Source organism: Nocardioides sp. 1609 (assembly GCF_004522105.1).
Lineage (GTDB): Bacteria > Actinomycetota > Actinomycetes > Propionibacteriales > Nocardioidaceae > Nocardioides.
Genome location: NZ_SPUJ01000005.1, coordinates 13,704 through 31,256 on the forward strand (window position 1 = coordinate 13,704; position 17,553 = coordinate 31,256).

The following is a 17,553-nucleotide window of genomic DNA, read 5'->3' on the forward strand; positions in this document are numbered from 1 at the left end:
TCCTCGCGCCGGTCGGGGGCCGTGGTCGGTGAGGTGTGGCAGGGTGCGGGGGAAGCACTCGTCCTCGGGAGGATCCATGCGCCGTCCCCTTCGCCCCCTGGCCGCCCTGGTGGCCCTGTCCCTCGCGCCGGCGCTGCTCGTCGTCGCGCCCGGCTCGGCCGCACCACTGTCCGGTGCCGCGCCCGGTGCTGCTCCCGGTGCTGTGCCCGGTGTCGCGCCCGGAGCAGCCGCCGAGCGTGATCCGCAGGTGCCGAAACGGGCCACCGCCGTCGGACGCGGTGGCGGAGTCACCTCGGTCGACCCCGACGCCACCCGGATCGGGCTGCGCATCCTCAGGCGCGGCGGCAACGCCGTCGACGCCGCGGTCGCGACGGCGGCCGCGCTCGGGGTCACCGAGCCCTACAGCGCCGGGGTCGGCGGGGGCGGGTTCTTCGTCTACCACGACGCCCGGACCGGCAGGACCCGCACGATCGACGGCCGCGAGACGGCCCCGAAGGCGATCCCGCGCAACGCGTTCGTCGACCCGGCCACCGGCGAGCCCTACCCGTTCACGCCCGACCTCGTCACCAGCGGCGTCTCCGTCGGCGTGCCCGGCACGCCGGCCACGTGGACGACGGCGCTGGAGCGCTGGGGCACCCGCTCGCTGCCGCAGGTCCTCGCGCCGAGCGCCCGGCTCGCCGAGCGCGGGTTCGTGGTCGACCCGACCTTCCGCTCGCAGACCGACGACAACCGGGAGCGGTTCGCGGCCTTCACCACCACGCGCAAGCTCTTCCTGCCCGGCGGCAGGCTGCCGAAGGTCGGCTCGCGGTTCCGCAACCCCGACCTCGCCGCCACCTACCGCGCGTTCGCGAAGGACCCCGACCTCTTCTACCGCGGCTCGGTGCCCCGCGAGATCTCGCAGACCGTGCGCACGCCTCCGACGACCCGCACGACCGACCTCCCGGTGCCGAGGGGCTACCTGCGCCCGGGTGACTTCCGCCGCTACGAGGCGCGCGTGCAGGCACCGACCCGCACGAGGTACCGCGGCTACCAGGTGATCGGCATGGCGCCCTCCTCCAGCGGAGGCACCACCGTCGGCGAGGCGCTCAACATCCTGGAGGGCTACGACCTGGGCGGCATGAGCCGGGCCCAGTCCCTGCACCACTACCTCGAGGCCGGCGCGCTCGCGTTCGCCGACCGAGGCGCCTACGTCGGCGACGGTGCCTTCGTCGACGTCCCGGTCCAGGACCTGCTGTCGCAGGAGTTCGGCGACGAGCGGGCGTGCGAGATCGACCCGGCCCAGGCCGCCCCCAAGCCGGTCCCGGCCGGCGACGTCGACGACTACGACGGCGACTGCGCCACCCCGGCTCCGCGACCGACCTCGCTCGAGGACCACGAGAACGTCTCGACCACGCACCTCACGGTGGCCGACCGCTGGGGCAACGTCGTGGCCTACACGCTGACGATCGAGCAGACCGGCGGCTCCGGCATCGTCGTCCCCGGGCGGGGCTTCCTGCTCAACAACGAGCTCACCGACTTCAGCCTCACCTACGACCCGGCCGACCCCAACCGGCTCGAGCCCGGCAAGCGGCCCCGCAGCTCGATGGCGCCGACGATTCTGCTCCGCGACGGCAAGCCGTTCCTGGCCCTGGGATCGCCCGGCGGCTCGACGATCATCACCACCGTGCTGCAGATCCTGCACAACCGGATCGACCGCGGGATGGGCCTGCCGCAGGCCGTGCGCGCGCCCCGCGCCTCGCCGCGCAACAACGCCACGGTCAGTGCGGAGCCCTTGTTCCTCGAGCGCTTCGAGACGGTGCTCGAGGCGCTCGGCCACGACCTGGTGCCGGCCGGCGACGCGTTCACCAGCGCCGCCGAGATCGGGGCGGCCACCGCGATCGAGCTCGGACCGAACGGGCGGCTCAAGGTCGTCGCCGAGCCGGTCCGGCGCGGCGGGGGAGCGGCCGCCGTCGTCAAGCCGGGCTGAGCGACGCACGGAGCCGCGGGGTCGCCGCGAGGGGTGCGCGCACGCCGTACCGTGGAGTCGTGGACGAGACCCCCGCGGCCGGCGACGGCTGGACCGAGATCACCTCGATCGGCGCCCTGGTGGCGCTGCTCGGCGAGCCGACGCAACGGGCGCGCGACAAGAGCCGCTCGGCCCTGCTCGACGTCGACCGGGCCTGGCTGTCGGCGTCGCCGTTCTGCGTGGTGGCGACCGCGGGCGCGGACGGGCGGTGTGACGCCTCGCCGAAGGGCGACCCGGCGGGCTCGTTGGTCCACGTGCTCGACGAGCGCACCATCGCGCTCGCCGAGCGGCCCGGCAACCGTCGCGTCGACGGGTACCGCAACGTCCTGGGCAACCCGCACGTCGGCCTCGACTTCTTCATCCCCGGCCGCACCGACACCCTGCGCGTGAACGGGCGGGCCCGCCTGGTCGCCGACGCGCCGTTCTTCGACGAGCTGGTGGTCAAGGGCCACCGGCCGGTGCTCGCCCTGGTCGTCGAGATCGAGGACCTCTTCTTCCACTGCGGCAAGGCGTTCCTGCGCTCGGGTCTCTGGAAGCCGGAGACCTGGGACCCCGAGTCGGTCGTGCCGCGGCGCGCCGTCATCGCCGAGCAGGTCGAACCGACCGGCCAGAGCGTCGCGGAGCTCGACGAGTACTACCGGCCCGAGAACTACGAGCGGGGCCTGTATGCCTGACCGCGCCGCGGGCGGCTACCCCTTCCTCAAGGGGCACGGCACCCGCAACGACTTCGTCCTGCTGCCCGACCACGACGGCACGCTGCACGGCGACCTCGCCGACGACCGGGTCCGCGCGCTGTGCGACCGGCGCGGCGGGATCGGCGGCGACGGGGTGCTGCGCGTCGTCCGGCGGCCGGAGTCCGAGGGCGGGCGGTGGTTCATGGACTACCGCAACGCCGACGGGTCGGTCGCCGAGATGTGCGGCAACGGCATCCGGGTCTTCGCCCGGCACCTCGTCGACGAGGGGCTGGTCGAGGCCGGCCGGCCGGTCGACATCGACACCCGTGCCGGCACCAAGCAGGTCGTCGTCCTCGACGGGCCCGGTGGGGTGCAGGTCGACATGGGTCCGCCGCGACTGCTCGGGGAGACGACCGTGGGCGTCGGCGGGCGCACCTGGTCGGCGACGCACGTCGACATGGGCAACCCGCACGCCGTCGCGTTCGTCGACGACCTGGCCGACGCCGGGGCGCTGACCACGGCGCCGAGCCACGACGCGGCGACGTACCCGCGCGGCGTCAACGTCGAGTTCGTCGTCCGCCGCGGGCCGGCGCACGTGGCCATGCGGGTGCACGAGCGCGGCTCGGGGGAGACGCAGGCCTGCGGCACCGGCGCGTGTGCCGTGGCCGTCGCGGCGACCGGGGTGCTCGGCCTGGAGCGCGACGTCGACCTCGCGGTCGAGCAGCCCGGAGGCACGGTCACGATCCGCTGGACGGCGCAGGACCGGGTGCTGATGACCGGTCCCGCCGTCGTGGTCGCCGGCGGCACGACCACCCTCTGACCGAGGTTTCAGTCGACTGACTCACCAGGTGGGCCCATCCGCTCGGACGCCCAACCATCGGCCTATGCTCGCGAGCATGGACCTCACCGGATCTTCTGCCATCGTCACCGGCGGCGCCTCGGGCATCGGCGCAGCCGCTGCGCGGCGCCTCGCCGCCCTCGGCTGCACCGTCGTCGTGGCCGACCTCCAGGCCGAGAAGGGCGAAGCCCTGGCCGCCGAGATCGGCGGCGTCTTCGCCCAGGTCGACGTCACCAACACCGAGCAGATCACCGGCGCGGTGAACGCCGCCGCCGAGATCGCCCCGCTGCGCGCCGTCGTGAACTCCGCCGGCGTCGGCTTCGCCCAGCGCACGATCGGCCGCGACGGCCAGATCGAGTCCGCGCACGACCTCGACTGGTTCAAGCGCGTCGTCAACATCAACCTCGTCGGGACCTTCGACATGGTCCGCCAGGCCGCGTCGGTCATGAGCCGCAACGAGCCCGACGCCGACGGCTGCCGCGGCGCGATCGTCAACCTCGCCAGCGTCGCGGCCTTCGACGGCCAGATCGGCCAGGCGTCGTACTCGGCGTCCAAGGGCGGCGTCGTCGGCATGACCCTCCCGGTCGCCCGCGACCTCGCGGCGTCCGGCATCCGCCTCAACACCGTCGCCCCCGGTCTCATCGACACCCCGATCTACGGCGAGGGCGAGGACGCCGAGGCGTTCAAGTCCAAGCTCGGCGAGAGCGTGCTGTTCCCGCGACGTCTCGGCACCGGCGACGAGCTCGCCTCGATGGTCGTGGAGTGCCTGACGAACTCCTACATGAACGGCGAGACCGTCCGCCTCGACGGCGGCATCCGGATGCCCCCGAAGTGACCGACCCGTCAGCGATCGCTGACGGGTCGGCGTGCGGCGGGGGTCAGTCCACCAGGCCCGCGCGCTCCTGGGCGGTGTAGGCCGGCATCGGGGCGCCGGCGTCGGTCATCCGCGCCGACCGCATGGCGCGGATCTTCCCGCCCTTGGTGGCCATCGCCTCGCGGCTGCGACCGCGTCCGTAGGTCAGGGAGTGCTCGGCGGACACGCCGATCGAGGCGCCGACCTCGACGGCGTCCTGGTCGGCTCCCATGTACATGAAGTCCCAGCCGTACTGCGCCGTCTGCTGCTCCACGAGCGCCTTCACCGCCGGGTGGGTCCACTCCCGGCTGGCGTTCTCGAGGCCGTCGGTCATGATCGCGACGACGACGGTGCCCGGTCGCTCGCCCTCCGGGAGCGCGGCGAGGCGGGCGCCGGCGTCGTTGACCAGCCGGCCGATGGCGTCGAGCAGGGCGGTGCTGCCCCGCGGGGCGAGGACCAGCGGGGCGACGTCGGCGACGTCGACGTCGCGGTAGACCTCCTCGTAGACGTTGTCGAACTGGGCCAGGGTGACCCGGCAGGTGCCCGGCGCGGCGCGCTGCTCGTCGATGAACGCCGCGAACCCGCCCTCGGTGTCGGCCTTGATGGACTGCATCGAGCCGCTCCGGTCGAGCAGGAAGTACACGTGGGTGAGGGTCTGGTCGGTCATCAGCTGGTTCCCTTCGTCGGTCGGCGGGCCTTGAACCGCATCGGTGCTGCGGGTGGCTTCGCCGGTGCTGGTGCGCCCGTCTCGGCGTCGTACCGGGCGCGCTCGACGGCAGCGGCGGTGACCCGGCCGTCGTCGTTCGCGTAGGCACCGAGCGCCGCGGTGCGGGCCAGGCGCGGCCCCACGGCGTTCTCGGACAACCCCGCCCTCATCCCGGCCGAGCGCAGCGACGATCCGCCGCGCACGACCGCCTCGGCCATCGTCTCGTCGATCAGGCCGGTGAGCCGCTCGGCCGCCTCCCGCAGGTGCGGCAGGGCGGCGTCGGGCTCCAGCCCGGCCGCCGCGTCGAGCGAGGCCCGGACGTCGTCGAGGGCGCGGGTGTCAGAAGTCATGTGCCGTACGGTACCGCACCAACTGCGGATGCGCACCATGTGCGGATCCGCTGTTGCTGCGGCGGTGCGGTAGTCCCGGCTGTTCGGGCCCCTGATCTCGTGGTTCGAGGGCCCAAACGGCCGGGACTACCGCACCGGGAGGTCGACCACCAGGTCGGCGCGGACGGCGGCGGCCTCGACCAGGCGGGCGTTGGGCTCGTCGACGCGAGCGACCCAGGCGCGGGCCTCGGCCGGGGACTTGCCGAAGGCGACGTGGCGCGCGACCAGGCGCTCGAGCCGGACGGCGGGGTCGAGGTGCAGGTGCCAGACGACGTCGATGCGCTCGCGCACCGTGCGCCAGCGGGGCTCGTCGAGGAGCAGGTAGTTGCCCTCGGTCACCACCAGCCCGGACGACGGCACCGCGATCGCCCCGGCGAGCGGCTGCTCCAGCCCACGGTCGAACGCCGGCGCCACCACCTCGGGCTCGTCCGGCCCGCCGGCGGCCACCCGGGCCAGGAGGGCGGCGTACCCCTCGGCGTCGAAGGTCTCGGGGGCGCCCTTGCGGTCGAGCAGCCCGCGCCGTACCAGCTCGACGTCGGCGTAGTGGAAGCCGTCCATCGGCACGATCCCGGCGCCGGCCCCGGCGGCCAGCGCCGCCGCGAGGGTCGACTTGCCGACGCCGGGGGCACCCGTCAGACCGAGCAGGCGGACGTCGGGGACGGCCGGGACTTCCATGGCCCCACCGTAGGGGGAGGGCGGAGGCCCGGCACTCGGGTACGAAGGGTGGATGAGCTCCACCAGGGCAGCAAGGATGAAAGCCGTTCGTCAGGGCGTTGAGTCGGAACTACCCTGGAGGCATATGACGAACGCACCTGACTTCACCCTCGACGCCGAGCTCTCCGAGACCGACGACTGGGACGAGACCGAGACCGACGAGTCCGACGACTTCGTGTCGGGCTACGTCGACGAGCCCGACCCGGAGGAGACCGAGCCCACGGTCGGCGCGATGGAGCTCGCCGAGCGCCACCAGTTGCGTCGCGTGGCGTCGCTGCGCACCGAGCTCGAGGACATCACCGAGGTCGAGTACCGCCAGCTGCGGCTCGAGCGCGTCGTCCTCGTCGGCGTCTGGACCGACGGCAGCGTCCAGGACGCCGAGAACTCGATGGCCGAGCTCGCCGCGCTCGCCGAGACGGCCGGCTCCGAGGTGCTCGAGGCGATCTACCAGCGCCGTCAGACGCCCGACCCGGCGACCTACATCGGCCGCGGCAAGGTCGAGGGCCTCGCCGAGATCGTCGCCGCGACCGGCGCCGACACCGTGATCTGCGACGGCGACCTGGCCCCGAGCCAGCTGCGCAACCTCGAGGACCGCGTCAAGGTCAAGGTCGTCGACCGGACCGCGCTGATCCTCGACATCTTCGCCCAGCACGCCAAGTCTCGCGAGGGCCAGGCGCAGGTCGAGCTGGCCCAGCTGCAGTACATGAAGCAGCGGCTGCGCGGCTGGGGCGGCAACCTGTCGCGCCAGGCCGGCGGCCGGGTCGGCGCCGACGGCGGCGGCATCGGCGGTCGTGGTCCCGGTGAGACCAAGATCGAGACCGACCGGCGCCGGATCAACGACAAGATCGCCAAGCTGCGCCGCGAGCTCAAGCACATGAAGGGCACCCGCGACACCAAGCGGGCCGACCGGCACCGCCACCAGATCCCGTCGGTCGCGATCGCCGGCTACACCAACGCGGGCAAGTCCTCGCTGCTCAACCGGCTCACCGGCGCCGGGGTGCTCGTCGAGGACGCGCTCTTCGCGACCCTCGACCCGACCACGCGGCGCACGACGACCTCCGACGGCCGCGTCTACACGATGAGCGACACCGTCGGCTTCGTCCGGCACCTGCCGCACCAGCTCATCGAGGCGTTCCGCTCGACGCTGGAGGAGGTCGCCGACTCCGACCTGATCGTGCACGTCGTCGACGGCTCGCACCCCGACCCGGAGGGCCAGCTCTCCGCCGTCCGCGCGGTCCTCGCCGACATCGACGCCGCCGGCGTCCGCGAGATCGTCGTCGTCAACAAGGCCGACGCCGCCGACCCGCTCGTGCTGGCGCGGCTGCGCACGCACGAGCCGCACTCGGTCGTCGTCAGCGCCCGCACCGGGGCGGGCATCGCCGAGGCGCTCGCGATGATCGAGGGCGAGCTGCCCCGCCCGGGCGTGGAGTTCCACGTGCTGCTGCCCTACGAGCGCGGCGACCTCGTCAACCGGTTGCACCAGCACGGCGAGATCGACGCCATGGAGCACACCGGCGAGGGCACCGTCGTCCGCGGTCGGGCGAACGCCGACCTCGCGGGCGAGCTCGCTCCCTACGCCGTCTGAGGCACGCGGCGCCACGTCGTGGCCGCGCGGCCGGGGGAGACCCGGCCGCGCGGCGACACCTCCCTAGAAGGTGAGGTGGTCGAGGTAGCAGCGCCCGACGGCCGCCGACGTCAGCGGCGACACGTCGGGGGTGTCGTTCTCGACGATGTACTCGTCGACACGGTGGCGGCGGAAGATCCGCGCGAAGTCGACGACACCGGTGCCGAGGTCGCTCATGTCGCCCGTGGCCTCGTCGCGGTCCTTCACGTGGAACTGCAGCACCTTCTGCGGCGCGGCCCGGAGCGTGTCGATGACGAACTGGTCGGGGTCGCTCTGACCGGTCTGGACGCCGCCGGTGTAGACCCAGTACAGGTCGGCCTCCAGGTGCACCAGACGCGGGTCGAGGCGGTCGGTGAGGACCTCCCACGGCGTGAGGCCGCCCCCGAGGTCGATCGTGAACTCGTGGGCGTGGTTGTGGTAGCCGTACTTGAGGCCGTACCGCTTGGCCTGGCGGGCCTCGTTGTTCATCTGGTCGGCCCACTTCTGCCAGTCAGACAAGCTGTTGGAGTTCAGGTAGGGCACGTTGATGTAGGTCTGGCGCAGGGTGGCGGCGTTCTGGAGCTTGGTCTGCAGCTCGGCCGGAGTCGCGCTGATCCCGTCGTGGCTCGACGTCGCGGAGATGCCGAGACCCTTGAGGAAGGCGCGCAGCTGCACCGCCGTGCGGCCGTAGTAGCCGGCCAGCTCGACGCGGGTGTAGCCGTACTGCGAGAGCCGGGTGAGCACCGTGTCGAAGCCGGGCGTGCCACCCAGGGCGGCGCGCAGCGTGTAGAGCTGGATGCTGATCCGGTCCGTCGGCACCTGGCGGCCACCGTGGCCGCCGTCGTGGCCGTGTCCGTGGCGGCCCGCCTGCAGCGCCGGGGCAGCCACGGCGGTGCCACCCAGGGTGCCGAGGCCGACGGCCCCGGCTCCGACTGCGGCACCGCGGAGCATCTGACGTCGCGAGCTTCCTCGCTCGGCCAGCGAGCGCCGGAGCGCCTCCTCGCCGTTGAACCCGAAGCACATGGTGATCTCCTGTCGTCGTGGAGCCTGTATAGACCTGTTGCGCCACTGTGGCACCGGTCACTCGCTTCTGTCGAGGGCTGTTCAAAAGAATTAAGATGCTTGCCTGAAATGGCGGGCTCCTCGATCTCCGGGGCCGTCCACAGGTGGGCCGGGCGGTCGGACACGTGTCGGCGACCGTCGTTAGGGTGCTCGGGTGCCGAGAACCCCTGCGCCCGCCGTCCGCGAGGTGCTCGAGCGTGCCGTCACGGCCCTGGGCGGGAGCGAGCGGGAGGGGCAGGTCGCGATGGCCGAGGCGGTCTCCGCCTCGTTGTCGGGCGAGGCGCACCTGCTCGTGCAGGCCGGCACCGGCACCGGCAAGTCGCTGGCCTACCTCGTGCCGGCGCTGGTGCACGACAAGCGGGTCGTGGTGGCCACCGCGACGCTCGCCCTGCAGCACCAGCTGGTCGAGCGTGACCTGCCGCGGCTGATCGACGCCGTCCAGGGCGTCGAGGGTCTCGACACGTCGTACGCCGTGCTCAAGGGACGCTCCAACTACGCCTGCCTGCACCGCATCCGCGAGGGCGTCCCCGACGACCAGGGCGTGCTCGTCGACGTCCCGCAGGGCTCGATGGCCAGCAAGGTGCTCGAGCTGCGGTCGTGGGCCGAGAAGGAGGCGGAGTCCCGGGGCTCCGGGGAGCGCGACAGCGCGCCGCGGCACACCGACCGGGAGTGGCGCCAGGTCAGCGTGGGCCACCGCGACTGCCTGGGCGCGAGCAAGTGCCCCTTCGGCCAGGAGTGCTTCGTCGAGGTCGCACGCGAGAAGGCGCACCGCTCGCACCTGGTGATCACCAACCACTCCCTGCTCGCGATCGACGCGATCGAGGGCGTCCCGATGATCCCCGACTACGACGTCGCGGTCATCGACGAGGCCCACGAGCTCGTCGCCCGGGTCACCCAGGCGGCGACCGACGAGCTCAGCGCGCCCGACGTCGAGCGCGCCGCCCGCCGTTCACAGCGCCACGTCGAGGGTCCCGAGGCCGACGACCTCGCCGACGCCGCCGACGCGCTGCGCGACGCGATGACCGAGGCCCGGCCCGGTCGCTTCGAGACGGTGCCGGCCGACCTGTCCGACGCCCTCGAGCTGGTGCGCGACGCCGCGCGAGCCTGTCTCTCCGCCTACCCCAAGGCCCAGAGCGGCGGCGGCGACGAGCCCGACGCCGGCATGACCCAGGCGCGCGGCACCGTCCAGGAGGTCTTCGCCCACGCCGAGCGGATGGCGGCCGGCTCCGACGGCGACGTCCTGTGGCTCACCGAGGGGGGCGAACGGATCCCGCCGCGGCTCTGCGTCGCGCCGCTCCAGGTGTGGGGACCGATGCGCGACAAGCTGCTCTCCGACAAGACCGTGGTGATGACCTCGGCCACCCTGATGCTCGGCGGCGACTTCGCCTCGGTCGCCACCAGCGTCGGCCTCAAGCCCGGCGAGCGCGCCCACGACGACGCCACCCCCGAGCGCACCGACACCGTGCTGCCGTGGGTCGGGCTCGACGTCGGCTCGCCGTTCGACTACGGCAAGCAGGCGATCCTCTACGTCGCCCGGCACCTGCCCCCGCCGGGTCGCGACGGCCTGGTCCAGGCTCAGCTCGACGAGATCGTCGAGCTGGTCGACGCCGCCGAGGGTCGCACCCTCGGGCTCTTCTCGAGCCGGCGCGCGGCCGAGACGGCCGCCGAGGAGGTGCGCACCCGGCTGCCGCACCTGACCACCCTGGCCCAGGGCGACGCCCAGCTGCCCGAGCTCGCGGCCCAGTTCGTGGGCGACCCGCACACCTGCCTGTTCGGCACGCTCAGCCTGTGGCAGGGCATCGACGTGCCCGGCGAGACCTGCCAGCTGGTCCTCATCGACCGGATCCCGTTCCCGCGCCCCGACGACCCCTTGATGAGCGCGCGTCAGAAGGCAGCCGACCGCGCCGGCGGCAACGGCTTCATGCAGGTCGCGGCCACGCACGCCGCGCTGCTGCTGGCGCAGGGCGCCGGCCGGCTGATCCGCACCACGACCGACCGCGGCGTCGTCGCCGTCCTCGACCCGCGCCTGGCCACCGCCCGCTACGGCAGCTTCCTCAAGGCGAGCCTGCCGCCGATGTGGACCACCTCCGACCCGGCCGTGGTGCGCAAGGCCCTCGCCCGCCTCGCCGTCTCGGGGTGAGCCCGGCGCGCCTCGGCCGGTCCCCGGCCGGGCCCGTCGCCGACATGTGGGAGCCGGAGTGCGAGACGCCCACCCCGCCGTGGTCCGGCGGGGTGGGCGTCGAGCGGGCGTGGCGTCAGCTCAGCGCTTGACCGCCCGCGCGGTGAACTGCTGCGCCGCGTTGTCGTCGCGCGGGCGGCCCTGGCAGGAGAAGTAGCTCTCCTGCCAGCACTTGAACCGGCCGCTGCCGTTGACGAGGGTGACCTCGACGTTGGCGACCTTCTTGGAGCTGAAGGGCACGGCCTTGGCGCCGTTGCCCTGCTTGTTGAGCTTGACCCTGACCGTGCGCACCTTGCCGGAGCGCAGTGTCGTGGTGACCAGCGCGAAGGCACCGGTCGCCTTCGGGCTCAGGTCGAAGGCCAGGCGGACCTTGGCCTTCTTCGTGGCCAGACGCCGGGGCGTCAGTCGCGTGGTGCGGGTGGTGAGGTGGTCGAGGCGGACCTTGACCGTGCGCGCCTTGCCGGCCGACAGCGTGATCCGGCCGGCCGGGGCCTTCGGGTAGCGGTTGGCCGCACCCTCGTCGTAGGCCCGACCCGGACGACGGTTGGCGACGGCGTAGGCACCGAGCATGGCCGCGCCCGAGGTCCGCTTCTTCTTCAGGACCGTGTTGACGGCCTTCCAGGAGTACTGGTCGGGGCCACCGGGGCCGCCGTCGGCCTTGGTGAAGACGTCGAGCACGAGCCGCGGCAGGAAGCCCTTCTTCTCCGGGAACCTCTCGGTGAGGAAGCGGAAGAAGCTCCAGGTGCCGTAGTGGAACCCGGTGGACGAGTCGAACGTGTCGAGGGGGGTGCCCGGCGAGCGGAGCTGGCTGCTGCGCAGGTACTGGAGGTTGTCGTCGACGCCGTCGTAGAGCTCGTCCTCGACCCACGCCGCGGTGGCCTCGAGGAGCCAGGAGTCCTCGTAGCGGTCGTAGGCGTACTGGATGGCGTGGAAGTACTCGTGCGCGGCGGTGACCTGGAGGTTCTCGGTCGGGGTGTTCGTCGGGAACTCCGAGGCGCTGTAGTCGTTGTCGAGGACGCAGTAGGCCCAGCGGTCCCAGCGCTGCGTGCTCTGGCTCGGGTCGTCGGAGGTGCAGTAGCCGTAGAGGCCGTTGACGCCGATGTTGCCGAGGTAGACGTCGGGCAGGGCGTTGCCGCCGAGCGAGCCGTCGCTCTTCACGGCGCGGTAGCCGGAGGTCAGGAAGGCCTGCTGCACGCTGGTGAGCGTGTTGACCGCCGTGGTGACGTACTCCGGGGTCGAGGCGTGCTGGCCGCTGGTGACGTAGTGGACGCACAGGGTCGTGGTGCAGACCGGGGTCTCCTCCTCGACGTTCCCGTAGTCGAGGTAGCCGTCGCCGTTGGAGCTCGTCGGACGCCTCATCAGCGCGTCGGCGGCCTCGCGCTCGGCGTCGGTGAGGTCGGCGCGGGTGTTGGCGAGGTCGCGCAGCACCATCGTGGCGTCGCGGCCCGCGGCGCCGTCGTCGCGGATGCTCTCCGCGCGGCGCAGCGCGGTGGAGGCCTCGCGGGCGGACGGGTCGGCCGCCGTGGCCTGCTTGGAGTCGGTGTCACCCGAGGGGACCCGGGCCACCGACGGGCTCGCCAGGGCCGCGAGCATGCCGATCAGCAGGGCGCCGACGGCGCCCAGCACGACCAGCGCGCGGACGCTGGCCTGGGGTCGGGGACGAGTGCGCAAGCGCATGGAGGCTCCGTTCGTGAGTGGGGCCACAACCTAACCCGGGGCACCGACAGTTGCCGAGCCGCCGAGGCGGGCACGACGAGACCGCCACCGGCGTGGTGCCGGTGGCGGTCTCGGAGTCGTGCGCGGCCCTGCGGGCGGGCGAGCGTCAGACCTTGCGGAGCACCGCGGTGACGATGCCGAGGATCGAGGCGTGGGTGCCGTCGATCGGGTCGAACGCCGGGTTGTGCGGCAGCAGCCAGACCTGGCCGTCCTTGCGCTGGAACGTCTTGACCGTCGCCTCGCCGTCGATCATCGCCGCGACGATGTCGCCGTTCTCGGCGGTCTGCGCCTGGCGGACGACGACGTAGTCGCCGCTGCAGATGGCGGCCTCGATCATCGACTCGCCGGAGACCTCCAGCATGAACAGCTGTCCGTCACCGACCAGCTGGCGGGGGAGCGGGAACACGTCGTCGTAGGTCTGCTCGGCGAGGATCGGACCGCCGGCCGCGATCCGCCCCAGGAGCGGGACGTTCGTGGGCGGCGGAGCGGTGTCGCCGATGCCGGTCTCGTCGACCGAGGAGTCGTCGCTGCTGCCCAGGGAGCGCCGCGCGGCCATCACCTCGGGCAGGAACACCTCGAGGGCCCGCGGGCGGTTGGGGTCGCGCTTGATGAACCCCTTCTGCTCCAGCGTGCGCAGCTGGTGGGCCACGCTCGAGGTGCTGGTGAGCCCGACGGACTCGCCGATCTCGCGCATGCTCGGCGGGTAGCCGCGCATCTCGATGCTGTCCTTGATGGTGGCCAGGACCCGCTGCTGGCGCGGGGTCAGGCCGGTCGCGTCGGCGGGACCGTCCGGGAGCTCGGTGATCTTCGGGGTGCCAGTGCGTGTCCGGGGCATGGCTGCAGCGTGCCATCGATCGGCACCGAGTTCAAACAGGTGTTCGAACGGCGTGTCGCGGTCCGGACGGGTCCGCGGTCGGAGCGCATCGTGGGAACACCTGTTCGAGACGGGGGTTGCGTCGTTCGAACACCTGATCTAGTCTCGCTCATGTGTTCGATCGAACGTCTGATCGAGAGCGGCGCACCGGCAGGACTGTCGGTGCTCCCCGTTAGACATCGGATCGACAGCGAACTTCCCCGGCTCCACCAGCACGGCCACGTCCCCAGGAGGCACCCATGAGCACCACGACGATCGCACCCACCGCGCCGGCGGCTGCTCGGCTGCCCGACTACCGGCTGACCCGCCGCGGTCGGCTCGCGGTCCTCGTGCTGGCCCTCCTGGTCCTGGCGGCGGTCGGGGTCGCCTTCGCCGGCAACTCCATGGCCACCGCGGAGCGGGAGGCCACCGAGACGATCGTGGTCGCGCCCGGCGAGACGCTGTGGAGCATCGCCTCCGACGTGAGCGACGGCGACGACGTCCGCGACACGATGGACCACCTCGTCCAGCTCAACGACCTCGCCGACGTCTCCCTCGACGCGGGCCAGCGGCTCGAGGTCCCGGTCGACTGAGACCGCACCGACGTCGTCCGCCGCTTCGACCCCGGCGGGCGATTCATCAAGGGGAACACCGGGGGCGGAGCCGAGGGAAGACGGCTTCGCCCCCGTTCCGCGTCCGGACCACGCCCGGCGCCGGGCCGAGATGTGGGGCGGGTCAGCCGAACAGGGAGCCGAGGTCCGTCGGGTCGCCGCCGCCGCTGCTGATCGCGATCGCGGCCAGGACGCCGACCACCGCGACGCCGAGCACCAGGAGTGCGACGAGCACGACGTAGTCGCGCCACGGCGTCCGCCCGGTCTGCAGGTTGACGTGCTCGAGGTGGTGCGTCCGCGCGATCCGCGCCGTCGCGGCGGCCGAGCGACCGTGCACGGTGTGGGTCCAGCCACAGGCGCACCCGGCGTACCGGACCCACCGTCGTCCCTGCTGCGTGGCGGCGCTGAGCGAGCGCGGGTGCCGGTAGCGCGCGGCGGCCCGGGGCCGGAAGAAGGAGGACGGCGTCTGCTTCGGGTGGGCCTCGAGGAGGTGGTCGACCCGGATCCTGGCCGCCTCGGCGAGGGCGCCCGCCTGGCGGGCCTCGTCCGACTCGCCGGTCCATCCGCACGTGCAGGCGCACGTGGTGCGGTAGCGCCCGTCGAGGACGCTCGCACCTGTCACCCGCACGTCGTGATTGGTCGCCACCGGTCCGCCTCGGCCTCCTCGTTGGGGGCAGCGTAGGTCCCGCGAGGCCCGGAGGGGAGTGATTGCCGCGAAGCGGTCCGCCGGGGTGTCGGCGTCACACCGGTCTCGGCCCCGACCGTGGACGGGTCAGCGGGCAGCGCGGCGCCCGCCGGGCGTCGGCGGCGGTGCGGCCGGTCCGGTCGGTCCGGTCGGTCCGGTCGGTCCGTCCGATCCAGCCAGTCCGGTCGGTCCCGGCGGGGTCCGGGGCTCGGGTCCGCGCGTGAGGCCGATCGCCCGGCTGATCCGCGTGACCAGCACGAGCCCGAGGAACAGGCAGGCCACCGCGCCGAGGGCCGCGAGCGCGAGGAACCACCAGGCGGTGGAGTCGCCGCCGCGGGCCGACGTGCCGAAGTCGATGGCGGCGTAGACGAGGTAGCCCCAGGCGACGACGGCGAGCGTCACGCCGAGCGCCAGGGCGAGCAGGGCAGGTCGGAAGCGCCGCTTGGTCCTCGCCCCTGCGCGCTTGCCGTTTGCCACGGGGTCATTGTGCGTGACGGTGCGCCGCCGTGGCGTCCTCGGGTGCGCACTCGGGCGTCGTGGGCCCCTCCGGTGTGGCCCTAGAAGCCGATGACGACGCCCGCGATGGCGGCGTTCGCGAGGTTGGCGAGGCTGCCGGCCAGCAGCGCGCGCAGGCCGAGGCGGGCGACCACGGCCCGCCGTTCGGGCATCAGCGAGCCGAGGGCGCCGATCTGGATGGCGATGGAGGAGAAGTTCGCGAACCCGGCGAGCGCGAACGTCACGACGGCGACGGTGACGGGGGAGAGGTCGCCCACCTGCGGACCGAAGTCGGCGTAGGCGACGAACTCGTTGAGGACGGTCTTCTGGCCGATCCACGACCCGGCGTCGGGGGCCTCGGACCACGGCACGCCGAGCAGCCACGCGAGCGGCGCGACCGCCCAGCCGAGGATCTTCTCGAAGGTGAGGTCGTCGGCCCCGAACCAGCCGCCGACGCCGCCGAGGATCCCGTTGGCCAGGGCGATGAGGGCGACGAAGGCGATCAGCAGCGCCCCGACCGTGACCGCGATCCTCCCGCCGGCCATCGCACCGCGGCCGAGGGCGTCGATGACGTTGGCCGACTCCTCGTCGCGGACGTCGCGGACGTCGACCTCCTCGGCGTCGCCCGGGTCCCCGCCCAGGTTGTCGCCCGTGTCGTCGCCCGTGTGCTCGTCCTTCTCGTGCTCGGGGTCGGCGACGCTGTCGGGCCACATCAGCTTGGCCATCAGGATGGAGGCGGGCGCGTTCATCACGGTGGCCGCGAGCAGGTACTCCAGCGGCGCGCCGAGCAGGGAGTAGCCCACCAGGGTCGAGCCGGCGGCGGCCGCGAACCCGGCGGTCATGATCGTGAAGATCTGTCCCTGGCGGAGCCGGCCGAGGTAGCCCTGGACCATCAGCGGGGCCTCGCTCATGCCGAGGAAGACGACCGTGCCGGCGTACAACGACTCGACCTTGCCGATGCCGAGGAGCTTCGAGAGCGCGCCGCCGACCAGGTACGTCGTCCACTGGATGACGCGCAGGTAGTACAGGAGGCCGATCAGGGTCCCGAGGAAGATGATGACCGGCAGCACCTGCAGCGCGAAGATCGTCGACCCCTCCTCGCCGACGTCGAGCAGCGGGCCGAAGACGAACGCCGTGCCCTCGTTCGCGTAGCCGATCAGCGACTCCACGCGCTCCGAGACCCAGCCGAGCGCCTTCTCGCCCGGTCCCCACCGCAGCACCAGGACCGCGAACCCGACCTGGAGGGCGAGCGCGACCCCGACGGCGCGCCACGAGACGCCGCGGCGGTCCTTCGAGAGCAGCCACGCGACGAGGAGCAGGACGGCGAGTCCGAGGACCCCGCGCAGGTCGGCCATGGCGACACTCCACCACCCCTGGCGGGCCGCGCAGGTCACCTCGGCGGGCGACACGCCGCGGGGCCTCGATGTGTGACGGTGGAGGCATGGAGGTCCTGCCCGACATCGTCGCTGCGGAGCCGCGGGTGGTCTTCTGCGGCCTCGCGGGTGCCGCGAGCACCACGCTGCGCGACCACTACTACGAGACGCCCGGCAACAGCTTCTGGGAGTCGTTGCACCTCAGCGGCTTCTCGCCGCGCCGGCTGCGACCCGACGAGGACCGTCTCGTCGCCGACCTCGGTCTCGGGCTGACCGACCTCGTCGGGCACTGGGACCCGCGCAGCGTCGAGCTCGACGCGCTGGCGGCGAAGCTCGAGACCTGGCGGCCCGACTGGATCGCCTTCACCTCGAAGGCCGTCGCGGCCGAGGCGGCCCGGGCCGACGGCGTACGACGCCCGGGGCTGGGGCCGCGGGACTGGTACCTCGGCGGCGCCCAGGTGTTCGTGCTGCCCGGGGTCAGCGGCGCCAACCAGCGTCACGACTACGACGGGCGCCCGACACGCCTGGCGTGGTGGCGTGACCTGGCCGCCCTGGCGCTCTGACCTGCGGTTTCTCCGACCCGTCCGGACCACTGCGGGAAAGTTCGCCGTTCAGGTTGCGCGTCGTCCGCCGCCCGCGTACGGTTCACACAACATCTAGTACTTACAACGGTGTAGTTATCCACATCTAGTTCACAGCCGGATGCGGAAGACCCACAGGTTGGCCGGTGTTCTCCCCAGGAGACCGGTAGTTGTCCACAGGCCCTGACGGGTCTGTTCGAGCGCGCCGGAGAGGAG

17 protein-coding genes are annotated in these 17,553 nt (G+C 72.9%); 8 read left to right on the forward strand and 9 right to left on the reverse strand.

The annotated features are described in order from the left end of the window. Window positions 1-76: 76 nt before the first annotated feature. From ggt to E4623_RS13925, 4 genes are all read left to right on the forward strand, one after another. A complete protein-coding gene (gene ggt, locus E4623_RS13910) occupies window positions 77-1,966 on the forward strand; it encodes a gamma-glutamyltransferase (protein ID WP_134767165.1) in 1,890 nt (629 codons plus the stop codon). A 59-nt stretch (window positions 1,967-2,025) separates the two neighbouring features. After that, entirely contained in the window at window positions 2,026-2,679 is a 654-nt protein-coding gene (locus E4623_RS13915) for an MSMEG_1061 family FMN-dependent PPOX-type flavoprotein (RefSeq protein WP_209020692.1), read from the forward strand. Next, window positions 2,672-3,499 carry a diaminopimelate epimerase gene (gene dapF, locus E4623_RS13920; protein ID WP_134767166.1) on the forward strand — a complete coding sequence of 276 codons (828 nt, stop codon included), beginning with the start codon at window positions 2,672-2,674 and terminating at the stop codon, window positions 3,497-3,499. Before E4623_RS13915 ends, dapF begins: the two co-directional genes overlap by 8 nt. A gap of 76 nt (window positions 3,500-3,575) precedes the next feature. Continuing rightward, window positions 3,576-4,352, forward strand: coding sequence for an SDR family NAD(P)-dependent oxidoreductase (locus E4623_RS13925; protein WP_134767167.1), 777 nt, complete (start codon window positions 3,576-3,578; stop codon window positions 4,350-4,352). Between the two features lie 43 nt (window positions 4,353-4,395). On the opposite strand, the gene E4623_RS13930 is transcribed toward E4623_RS13925, so the two are convergent. The 3 genes from E4623_RS13930 to E4623_RS13940 all read right to left on the reverse strand — a co-directional run bounded on the left by E4623_RS13930 (window position 4,396) and on the right by E4623_RS13940 (window position 6,140). Further along, complete coding sequence (locus E4623_RS13930) at window positions 4,396-5,037, reverse strand: vWA domain-containing protein (RefSeq protein ID WP_134767168.1); 642 nt, start codon at window positions 5,035-5,037, stop codon at window positions 4,396-4,398. Beyond that, window positions 5,037-5,426: a hypothetical protein gene (locus E4623_RS13935; RefSeq protein WP_134767169.1), complete on the reverse strand. Its 390-nt coding sequence runs from the start codon at window positions 5,424-5,426 to the stop codon at window positions 5,037-5,039. The genes E4623_RS13930 and E4623_RS13935 overlap by 1 nt, the downstream gene beginning before the upstream one ends. 126 nt (window positions 5,427-5,552) lie before the next feature. Beyond that, window positions 5,553-6,140, reverse strand: a complete 588-nt coding sequence (locus E4623_RS13940; protein WP_134767170.1) for a nucleoside/nucleotide kinase family protein — start codon at window positions 6,138-6,140, stop codon at window positions 5,553-5,555. A gap of 124 nt (window positions 6,141-6,264) precedes the next feature. Between E4623_RS13940 and hflX the strand changes: the two genes are divergently transcribed. Next, on the forward strand, window positions 6,265-7,764 hold the full coding sequence (hflX, locus tag E4623_RS13945) for a GTPase HflX (protein WP_134767171.1): 1,500 nt from the start codon (window positions 6,265-6,267) through the stop codon (window positions 7,762-7,764). A gap of 63 nt (window positions 7,765-7,827) precedes the next feature. Here the strand turns inward: hflX and E4623_RS13950 are convergent, their stop codons facing one another. Next, window positions 7,828-8,805, reverse strand: coding sequence for a sugar phosphate isomerase/epimerase (locus E4623_RS13950; protein ID WP_134767172.1), 978 nt, complete (start codon window positions 8,803-8,805; stop codon window positions 7,828-7,830). A gap of 193 nt (window positions 8,806-8,998) precedes the next feature. Between E4623_RS13950 and E4623_RS13955 the strand changes: the two genes are divergently transcribed. Further along, window positions 8,999-10,984 carry an ATP-dependent DNA helicase gene (locus E4623_RS13955; protein ID WP_134767173.1) on the forward strand — a complete coding sequence of 662 codons (1,986 nt, stop codon included), beginning with the start codon at window positions 8,999-9,001 and terminating at the stop codon, window positions 10,982-10,984. Window positions 10,985-11,104: 120 nt separating this feature from the next. Here the strand turns inward: E4623_RS13955 and E4623_RS13960 are convergent, their stop codons facing one another. Together E4623_RS13960 and lexA are read right to left on the reverse strand one after the other, a co-directional pair. Next, window positions 11,105-12,700: an MXAN_6640 family putative metalloprotease gene (locus E4623_RS13960; protein ID WP_167736640.1), complete on the reverse strand. Its 1,596-nt coding sequence runs from the start codon at window positions 12,698-12,700 to the stop codon at window positions 11,105-11,107. Between the two features lie 145 nt (window positions 12,701-12,845). Continuing rightward, window positions 12,846-13,574, reverse strand: coding sequence for a transcriptional repressor LexA (gene lexA, locus E4623_RS13965; protein WP_134767175.1), 729 nt, complete (start codon window positions 13,572-13,574; stop codon window positions 12,846-12,848). Window positions 13,575-13,852: 278 nt separating this feature from the next. Between lexA and E4623_RS13970 the strand changes: the two genes are divergently transcribed. Continuing rightward, on the forward strand, window positions 13,853-14,185 hold the full coding sequence (locus E4623_RS13970; RefSeq protein WP_134767176.1) for a LysM peptidoglycan-binding domain-containing protein: 333 nt from the start codon (window positions 13,853-13,855) through the stop codon (window positions 14,183-14,185). A gap of 142 nt (window positions 14,186-14,327) precedes the next feature. On the opposite strand, the gene E4623_RS13975 is transcribed toward E4623_RS13970, so the two are convergent. The 3 genes from E4623_RS13975 to E4623_RS13985 all read right to left on the reverse strand — a co-directional run bounded on the left by E4623_RS13975 (window position 14,328) and on the right by E4623_RS13985 (window position 16,738). Then, entirely contained in the window at window positions 14,328-14,849 is a 522-nt protein-coding gene (locus E4623_RS13975) for a hypothetical protein (protein ID WP_134767177.1), read from the reverse strand. A 126-nt stretch (window positions 14,850-14,975) separates the two neighbouring features. Continuing rightward, window positions 14,976-15,365 carry a hypothetical protein gene (locus tag E4623_RS13980; protein ID WP_134767178.1) on the reverse strand — a complete coding sequence of 130 codons (390 nt, stop codon included), beginning with the start codon at window positions 15,363-15,365 and terminating at the stop codon, window positions 14,976-14,978. 80 nt (window positions 15,366-15,445) lie between these two features. Continuing rightward, a complete protein-coding gene (locus E4623_RS13985; RefSeq protein ID WP_134767179.1) occupies window positions 15,446-16,738 on the reverse strand; it encodes a nucleoside transporter C-terminal domain-containing protein in 1,293 nt (430 codons plus the stop codon). An 86-nt stretch (window positions 16,739-16,824) separates the two neighbouring features. Here E4623_RS13985 and E4623_RS13990 point away from each other — a divergent pair, with 86 nt between their 5' ends. Further along, window positions 16,825-17,319 carry a mismatch-specific DNA-glycosylase gene (locus E4623_RS13990; protein WP_167736642.1) on the forward strand — a complete coding sequence of 165 codons (495 nt, stop codon included), beginning with the start codon at window positions 16,825-16,827 and terminating at the stop codon, window positions 17,317-17,319. Window positions 17,320-17,553 lie beyond the last annotated feature (234 nt).